7 protein-coding genes are annotated in these 5,088 nt (G+C 24.4%); 1 reads left to right on the top strand and 6 read right to left on the bottom strand.

The annotated features are described in order from the left end of the window. Window positions 1-276: 276 nt before the first annotated feature. From LQE93_RS16930 to LQE93_RS16470, 5 genes are all read right to left on the bottom strand, one after another. Complete coding sequence (locus LQE93_RS16930; RefSeq protein ID WP_231074554.1) at window positions 277-645, bottom strand: FxLYD domain-containing protein; 369 nt, start codon at window positions 643-645, stop codon at window positions 277-279. Between the two features lie 79 nt (window positions 646-724). Then, window positions 725-1,294, bottom strand: coding sequence for an FxLYD domain-containing protein (locus tag LQE93_RS16485; RefSeq protein ID WP_231074552.1), 570 nt, complete (start codon window positions 1,292-1,294; stop codon window positions 725-727). Between the two features lie 37 nt (window positions 1,295-1,331). Then, window positions 1,332-1,748 carry a hypothetical protein gene (locus LQE93_RS16480; protein ID WP_231074550.1) on the bottom strand — a complete coding sequence of 139 codons (417 nt, stop codon included), beginning with the start codon at window positions 1,746-1,748 and terminating at the stop codon, window positions 1,332-1,334. 59 nt (window positions 1,749-1,807) lie between these two features. Then, on the bottom strand, window positions 1,808-2,512 hold the full coding sequence (locus tag LQE93_RS16475; protein WP_231074549.1) for a hypothetical protein: 705 nt from the start codon (window positions 2,510-2,512) through the stop codon (window positions 1,808-1,810). A 28-nt stretch (window positions 2,513-2,540) separates the two neighbouring features. Further along, window positions 2,541-3,272: a hypothetical protein gene (locus tag LQE93_RS16470; RefSeq protein ID WP_231074547.1), complete on the bottom strand. Its 732-nt coding sequence runs from the start codon at window positions 3,270-3,272 to the stop codon at window positions 2,541-2,543. 243 nt (window positions 3,273-3,515) lie between these two features. Between LQE93_RS16470 and LQE93_RS16465 the strand changes: the two genes are divergently transcribed. Continuing rightward, window positions 3,516-3,845 (top strand): HU family DNA-binding protein, encoded by a 330-nt coding sequence (locus tag LQE93_RS16465; protein WP_231074546.1) that lies wholly within the window; start codon window positions 3,516-3,518, stop codon window positions 3,843-3,845. Between the two features lie 626 nt (window positions 3,846-4,471). Here LQE93_RS16465 and LQE93_RS16460 read toward each other — a convergent pair. After that, a complete protein-coding gene (locus LQE93_RS16460) occupies window positions 4,472-4,966 on the bottom strand; it encodes an N-acetylmuramoyl-L-alanine amidase (protein ID WP_231074544.1) in 495 nt (164 codons plus the stop codon). Window positions 4,967-5,088 lie beyond the last annotated feature (122 nt).

Raw genomic sequence — 5,088 nt, 5'->3', positions numbered from 1 at the left:
ACAGAAAAAGGCTACACTCTTCTATTAATTACATGACTCCAGATCAATGTGAATTATTAGCTAGAAGTGCAGCATAAAAAAGTTTGACTTTTTGTGTCCAAAATATTGACATAAGACCAAAACTAATCCTCCTAATGTAAATAATATAGTGCTTATAATTAATAAATTTTTAATAAATGATTTTTTCATAATAACCTCTCCTTTAATTTATACCATATTATTTTTTTTTATTATATAAGTAAGCAGATTCGCTTTTTATCTTTAGTATATCAATTTCTAATAAGCGATTATTTCAGCTTCTCCAAATTGAAATGGACCAGAACCTATTTCTATAGCTCTAAAATTCCATTTTTCTCCATGTCTTATTCCTGATAAGCTAGTATAAGCTGTGCCTATTCTATTACCATTATAATCATAAACTGGAATATTAATCATAACGCAATTTAAAGATTTACCTTCATTTTCAAAAGTTCCTTCTATATACATACAGCCTGCATCATAATAAGCATCTGTATACTCTATAGTATAGTGTACGCCATTATCTTTAAAAGTATCATTTATCCATAAAAATAAAACAACTACACATACTATAATACATATTAATTCTTGTGTTTTGCTCATTTTAATTCCATTATTTTTATTCACATAAAAAACTCCTTTAAATTTATTTTTTAATACTTTTATTTACCGAGTAGCTCTTCCCTTTATCATTCATATTCAAATTCTAAAATGCAATTATTTCACATTTATCTGAAAAAGTGACTCCACCTTTCAAATCTACAGCTTCAAAGCTCCATGTTTCTCCATCACGCAAATTACTTATATAAGCGAATGCATCACCAACTCTATTTCCATTAGCATCATAAGTTGGAATTGAAATTGATATACTTACGTTCCTACCACTATTATTAGTAAGCGTACCTTGTATAAATGCAGTATTACCATCACTATAACCACTAATTATTTCTACGTGGTATTCATTATCTTTATCAGTATAATGATAATTATTATCATTATAATTATTATCATTATAATTATCGTTATTATTATAGTTATCATTATTATTATAATTATCCTTAACATCTCGTTTTACAAATTCATAATTTTCTTCTGCTTTATTAACTTTTTCTTCTTTACCATCTAGCATAAAACCCACTACTAATAAAATAACAACCATTGGAATATAAAATAATAATTTATGTCTTTTCACTAAACATTTACCGCAATTAGGACATACTGTAAATCTTCCATTTAGCTCTTCACCACAATATTTACAATTTACCATTTTACTCATATATAACACTCCTTTAAAATTTATTTTTTAATATTTTTTATTCTTCATCCATTCCTAAATTTTTTTTACATGCCTCTTCCCAAATTGGTTTTTGTTGTTTCATGTATTCTTTTAATTCTTTTTCTTCACCTTTTACAACATCATAGACGAAAACTTCAAAATTATTAGTATGGGGATTATATTCTAATATGCCGTACACTATATAATGCCCATCTTTTAATATGAAGTAAGGTTTTGTAAAATCTATATCCTTAACATTTTCTAAATCTTCTGCAATTAATCCCATTACAAATTCACTTGATATTGGATTACTCATTACTAAATAATCTAAGTTATCATATTCTGAATGCATTACATTATTAACTTCTCTCTTTGATCCACAACCTACTAAGCTCATTGCAACTAAACCTATTAAACACATTCCAATTAAAATTGACATTAATAATTTTTTCATAAAATTCTCTCCTTTTATATATTTTTTAATTAATACCTAATTATTAATTATTTAATTTTTTAATTCATATATGGATTTACAAAATATACATTGTAATTCGTATCAATAGATGCAATAGAATATTTTGTCCCACTAAAATATCCAACATATATATAACTAACAGAAACACCTTGCTCTTTTAAATATTTTTTAATGCTTGACTTTTCTACGCTACAAGATATTGCAATATCCATTACAGTATCTTTAGCTTCAAATGTTTTTAACATTTCAATAACTTCTTTTGGAGTAAAGTAAGGTGTTGTTAGATAAAAATATATATAAATTTCATCTGTTTCTTCATTATAAGAAATGTCATAACTAGTATTCATTCCATTATCAAAACTTTCAGTTATTGCAAGTGCACTATCCATATTAGCACGATAATTATCTATAGCTTGTTGAACTTTCTCTTGTTTTGTTGTTTGAATAACTTGTTCTTGTTGTTGTTCTTCTGGAAGTTCTTGTTGTTGTTCTTTTTGACGTTCACGTTCTTCTTTTTCTGCTAAAGCTTTTTCACGTTTTCTTTTTTCTTTTTCAGCTTCTTTTTCAGCATCTCTTTGTCTTTTTCTTTCTTTTCTAGCTTCGATAGCATGTTTTTGTTTTGCTAATTCTTCTTGACTTATTCTAGGATCTTCTTCTACATCAGTTCTTTCAGGTTTTCTCCAACAACCTACCAAATTGACAATTGATAATAACAATAATAGACTCACTAATAATTTTTTCATAAAATCCTCTCCCTTTATATATTTATTTTTAATTAATGACAGATAATTCATAATTTAATTCGCCATTTGAATATTTAATTCCTTTTACTTCTACATTTATTAATTTTCCTGTTTTGTTATATACTTCTTTTTTAATATTATTAGAAAATTCATTAGCATTTTCTATAAAATAATCATCATTCATTAAAAAATCTTCATATTCAAATAAAATAGTAAGAGTATCAAAATCTTTTAAATTTTCTTCTAGATAATTATAACCCGCTTTATTATATTTTCTTTTAAAATTTTCAAAATTAGTAATATTATCAAATACTATTTCTTCTATAAGTTTATCTTCTTCACTATAATTTTTATTATTTTCTGGATATATAGATCTAATTTCTCCATTTTTAGATATTATAAATTTATTATCTTTTATAGTAACTATTATAGTTAAATTTATTTCTTCATTATATAATTTATTTAATTTTTCATATACAATTTTAGAATATCTATTTATTGTATCCTTTAATGTATCAACATCTGTTTCATATTCATCACTATAAAATTTTATTCTTAATTCATTATTATTGCTATAGTATTTACTTTCTACATTATATTTATCTAATATATCTAATGTAGAATCTTTTTCTAAAATTTCTATAACTTTATCATTTAGTTCCCCTTTACTTAATTCTTCTGTTTTACATCCTACTAAACCTCCTAATGTAAATAATATAGTACTTGTAATTAATAAGTTTTTGATAAATGATTTTTTCATAAAAATCTCTCCTTTAATTTTTAATATTTTATTTTATAAAATATCCATAATATAGAAAAAATTCCATAAAAATAATAAATTTTATAAAATTTGAAGGTATCTAAAAAAGAAGTTATTGATTATTTAAATCAAGGCTAATTATATTATGATGAGACTGCGGCCGAGTTTATTAAACTGGGTCGTAAATTTGATAGAATTTCTAAAACATAATAATATACTAATAATATTTAAGGAGTTGTTATCATGACTAAAGAAGGATTAGTAAATTCTATATATGAATATATTAAAGAAAATTATCCTGAAACTAATTATACAAAAAAAGAAATAAGGCTTATATATGAAACATTTATTAATATAATATGCAAAGAATTAGAAAAAGGAAGTAAAAAAGTTAATAAAGATAATAAAAGTGTGGAAATGAGAATTCCATTATTAGGAGTTTTTAATATAACATATCGTCAAGTTGTTGTTGTTAATAGTAAAATTACTAATACTAAAATTAAATATAATGAAGGACGAAGAATATACTATAGTCCAACATTAAGAATAAAAAAATGTATAAAAAATAAATAATACTCAAATTAATGAGTATTATTTATTATTCATCCAATTTTAAAAATATCCTTGGCTGAGAATAAGCATCCACCAGTTTTATAAATCTTATTGTTCTTGTATGTCTCTTAATTGCGAGTCTGACTCGCAATTAAATTAATATAATTCTCGAAAGCCGGTTTCACCGGCTTTCGAAATTTTTTCATTTTTTTTTCGGAAGGTATTGATAGTACCTTCTGAAATTTTTTCATATCTATCAGATAATAATAATGTGACAGTGATTTCCTTGAAATCACTGTCAAATTTTTTATTTTCTGTTAAAAATGAGATTCTCAAAAGAATGAAACGTTGAGTTTCTGGAACTCAATGTTGAGATTGTGAATCTCAACATTGATTTTTTTATTTTCTTTATTAATCCAATCAATAAATTTATATGCTGTAATCTATTTACAACTTTAATAATATATCGATTAACATCAAAAGTTTTTCCATATCTATCAGATAATAATAATTTAACAAAGAGTTCCAGGAACTCTTTGTTAAATTATTATTATCTTTATTAATCCAATCAACTAATCCTCCTCTGCCATCTTCAAAATGTATAAAAAATAAATAATACTCAAATTAATGAGTATTATTTATTTTATTTATTTTTTTACTGCTATAATAATAGCTTGATATCCTTTAGATTTAAGTTCATTAGCTAATCTTTCAGCATTAGATTTATTAGAAAAAGCTCCTACTTGAACTTTATAAAGAACATCATTATTAGATTGAACTTGATTATTTAATGCATTTAATTCAGCTTGTACCATATTTAAGAATCTACTCCAACCCATGTCCATAGTTCTATGAGGACAATATTTATTAGAAAAATCTTTATGTCTTTTAACATTATTAATTGTCCATCCATATTTCTTTAATAAAAGAGCAATTTCTTTAGCTGCTCTTTTTTCAGCATTAATGAATCTAGTTCCTCCTGATTTACTATAACAAATTTCGATGTGTATATAACTACGATTTCCCTTTCCATTTGCTCCGTCTCCGCTCGCCCAAGCATTTCTATTAAAAGGAATAGCTTGTATAGCTTCTACATCATCGACAGCTATATGAAAAGATACTTCATAATTATTTGATTTCATATATGGTGTTAGTATAAAGTAGTGGACACATTAAATCGAACTAAGTAAAATAATATTTAGTTAAGAAAGGATGTGTCCATTATGGGAAAGGGCAGAAGATATGATCAAGAATATAAGGATAT

The sequence above is a fragment of the Clostridium sp. NSJ-145 genome (genome assembly GCF_021044725.1).
In the GTDB taxonomy this organism is placed as follows: Bacteria; Bacillota; Clostridia; order Clostridiales; family Clostridiaceae; genus Clostridium; species Clostridium disporicum_B.
This window is presented reverse-complemented; position numbering and strand designations above follow the sequence as displayed.

Bases quoted from the DNA above. Each gene is read 5' to 3' on its own strand.
- LQE93_RS16460 (WP_231074544.1), bottom strand. From the start codon at position 4,966: ATGAAATCAAATAATTATGAAGTATCTTTTCATATAGCTGTCGATGAT.
- LQE93_RS16475 (WP_231074549.1), bottom strand. From the start codon at position 2,512: ATGAAAAAATTATTAGTGAGTCTATTATTGTTATTATCAATTGTCAAT.
- LQE93_RS16470 (WP_231074547.1), bottom strand. From the start codon at position 3,272: ATGAAAAAATCATTTATCAAAAACTTATTAATTACAAGTACTATATTA.
- LQE93_RS16485 (WP_231074552.1), bottom strand. From the start codon at position 1,294: ATGAGTAAAATGGTAAATTGTAAATATTGTGGTGAAGAGCTAAATGGA.
- LQE93_RS16480 (WP_231074550.1), bottom strand. From the start codon at position 1,748: ATGAAAAAATTATTAATGTCAATTTTAATTGGAATGTGTTTAATAGGT.
- LQE93_RS16465 (WP_231074546.1), top strand. From the start codon at position 3,516: ATGACTAAAGAAGGATTAGTAAATTCTATATATGAATATATTAAAGAA.